Origin of the sequence: Thiohalocapsa halophila (genome assembly GCF_016583825.1) — a bacterium.
GTDB lineage: Bacteria > Pseudomonadota > Gammaproteobacteria > Chromatiales > Chromatiaceae > Thiohalocapsa > Thiohalocapsa halophila.
Map to the genome: position 1 here is coordinate 1 of NZ_NRRV01000146.1, position 2809 is coordinate 2809.

The 2809-nt window shown below is 69.4% G+C and carries 2 protein-coding genes; both read right to left on the reverse strand.

Features of this window, described 5'->3' with window-relative positions:
* Window positions 1-217: 217 nt before the first annotated feature.
* Complete coding sequence (locus CKO31_RS25445; RefSeq protein ID WP_200243526.1) at window positions 218-1750, reverse strand: transposase family protein; 1533 nt, start codon at window positions 1748-1750, stop codon at window positions 218-220.
* Entirely contained in the window at window positions 1747-2649 is a 903-nt protein-coding gene (locus CKO31_RS25450) for a Druantia anti-phage system protein DruA (RefSeq protein ID WP_200243529.1), read from the reverse strand. Before CKO31_RS25450 ends, CKO31_RS25445 begins: the two co-directional genes overlap by 4 nt.
* Window positions 2650-2809 lie beyond the last annotated feature (160 nt).

Below are 2809 nucleotides of genomic sequence, written 5' to 3' on the forward strand. Positions count from 1 at the left end.
CAGCCCTGAAGCATGATCGGCCACCGGCGCAGCCGGTGGCGTCGGCGCGGTGATGTCGGATGTCGCCGAGCCGTTGAGCGGCGTCACGGGGCGGTTGATGCGTGGCCGCTGATGCGGTTTTCACTGTCGTTGTCCGTGTGGCAGCAGCGCCACGGCGATGGCGGTCCTGCGCCGCGAAGCGCATCGCGCAGGCCGCCTGGGCTGACGGATCAGACGGCTATTCGAGCTGCAGGCGCAGGCGCGGCGGCGTGGCGAGCAGCGCACGGATGCGCGTCGGGTCGAGCCAAGGGCCGGCGCAGCTTTGGCGGATGAAGTCGAGCGTCGGGCGCACGCCGAGGGTGCGGTAGAAGCGCTGCATGTGCTCGGCGAACCGCGCGAGGGTATTGAACAAATGCGCCATGCGCATGAGCAGGTGGTAGCCGCGCAGGGCGTTGAAGTCGAGCGCGAAGGCATGCTCGTAGTGGTAGCCCTGGTGCTTCTCCACCAGGAAGCCGGCCTCGATGCCCCAGCGGTGGCGCGCGGCGAGGTTGCAGCGCTGGTGCACATTGGCCGCCGAGAGCGGGCGGCTGGACAGCCAGGCATGGCGGGCCTGCTTGTCGAGGAGCACGCCGTGCGCATCGACCGCTTGCCAGGTCTCTTCGCAGACGACCACATGCAGGCGCAGGCGGTGGTGGGTGGCGTCCTCGCGGAAGCTGTAGTCGATGTCGTTGACCCAGGTGAAGTGCTGGGCGCGCCCGCCCCAGTGCTGTTGGTGGCGGTTGTCGGGCGTCAACGCCGAGAGCGCGTGGAATTCCTCCCACACGGTGCTCAGGCTGTTGTCCCGGAGCACGATCAGAAACTGCCAGTGGTACGCGGCGCAGCGGCGCATCAGTGGACCGTTGGCATAGAGCCCGTCGAGCAGCAGCAGGATCGGCAGACGCGGGAAGTAACGCTTGAGCCGCTCGCACAGGCGCTGGCACGCGCGCAGCTCGCAGTCCTGCTTGTCATTGTCGGTATCGCCTTGGGCGTGGTCGAGAAACTCGCTCAGCAGCGGGATCACCAAGCCGTCACGAAACGCGAGGCTGGCCTCGAGCACGTAGACGTAATACTGCGTGCGCGCCTGCTCGCCCGTGCCGTGGGTGCGCGCGAGCAGCGGCGCGTCGAAGCAGACATCGCGGGCGAGCTTTTGCGAGCCGTCGATGGCGATCGGGTAGCAGTTGTTGATCAGGTAGCGGCGAAACGTCTTGCCGCGCAGCAGCCGTTGTACTAGCGCGACGTGCGCCGCCTCGATGGCGCCGACGTCGATCTTCGCCAGCAGCCGATACAGGGTGTCGGCATGCGGCAGCGTCTCCAACTCGGGAAACAAGAGGCGCAGGTTGGCCTCGAACTGCGGGCGGGTCAGCTCGCGGTTGACCGCGCGGCGCGAGGCAAACTGGAACACGAACATCAACAACCCGTAGAGCAGCAAGACCGTGAGCTTGTGCCGACATTTGCGTGGGTTGCGCGCATCGGGGATGCGCGCCAAGCGCGCGAGCAGCAGCGGCAGGTGGTTGCGCAAGAGGCCGAGCTGTCCGCTCACCGCCGCCTCGCGCGCCTGCTGTTCCTCGGCGATGTCGGCGTAGGTCGAGAGCCGATTGGGCCGCGCGGTCGCGGCCGGCGGCGCCTGGCCGGCTTGGCGCGGGTGCTCACGCAACGCCTGCTCCTGCGCGCGCTTGGCGCGGCGCTCGGCCTTGATCGTGGCGCGCTTGGGGCGACGGCAGGGCTTGCTCATGGCTGCTCGGGCGTCGCGTTGCATAGGCGCTCACGCCAGTCGGCCTGCAACGGCTTGACCAGCACCAGCCGCGGATGGCTTTGATAGGTCTTGCCGGGGCGCGCCAGACCGCGCCCGCTGCTCTGCCCGAGCACCTGCCAACCGGCGGCGCGGTAGCAGGTGCCGCGGTAGCGTTGCGGATCGACGAAGGTCTCCAGCAGCAGCGGCGTGAAGCCCCAGTGCGCCCGCCAATCCGCCGCCACCCGCCGCGCCAGTTGCCCGAGCACGTGGCTGGCCAGATGCGGGACCTGCACCTGCGGGAAGATCAGGAAGCGGTTGTTGTTGAGCACCCGCATCAGGTTGGCGCTGCGCCGCGACGCATCCCAACCGATCCAGGCATCGCGCACCGCCAAGGCCCGCGCGGCACCGGCCAACATCACGCAGCCGAGCGTGCGCTCGCCGGCGACAATGAAGTAGCGCAGCCGGTAGCCAAAGCCGCCACGCTCGCCCAACGGGTGATGGCAGGCCACGGCGCGTTTCCACTGTGCCACCTGCGCGGGGGTGTGCACCACCTCCAGCTGCACCGGCCCCAGCGCCGAGAACGACCCGCTCAGTGGCGCCTCGGACCCCGCCACGGTTGCGGGCGGCGCCGGCGGCGGCCTGCGCCGCGGCGGACTCGCACGCAACGCCGGCAACTGCACCAGGCCGGCGGTCTCCAGGCGCGCGAGCAACTGCCCGCAGGCATGCACCTTCGGCGTCCCGGTCGCGGTATGCCAGCACAGGTGCTCGCACACCGTCGCCGCGACCTCCGTGCGCGGAAGCTTCGGCAGCCAGGCGACTGTCGCGCGAATCTGCGCGATCTCCCCGGCGCTGAACGCCCGCCCGCTCTGCACCCAGACGCCTTGCTCTGCATCGCCCATGGCGGGACCTCCGTCGGCTTCGGGGCAGACCCACTCTGCCGACGCTATCCTGCCGAAGTCCCGCGCGAATGTCTAGCCCTGCTTTTGCGACAACCAAATTCCTCAACGCCCTGCCCGACGGCGCCGTTGCTGGGGAGGCTCGGTCATGCTTCAGGGCTGG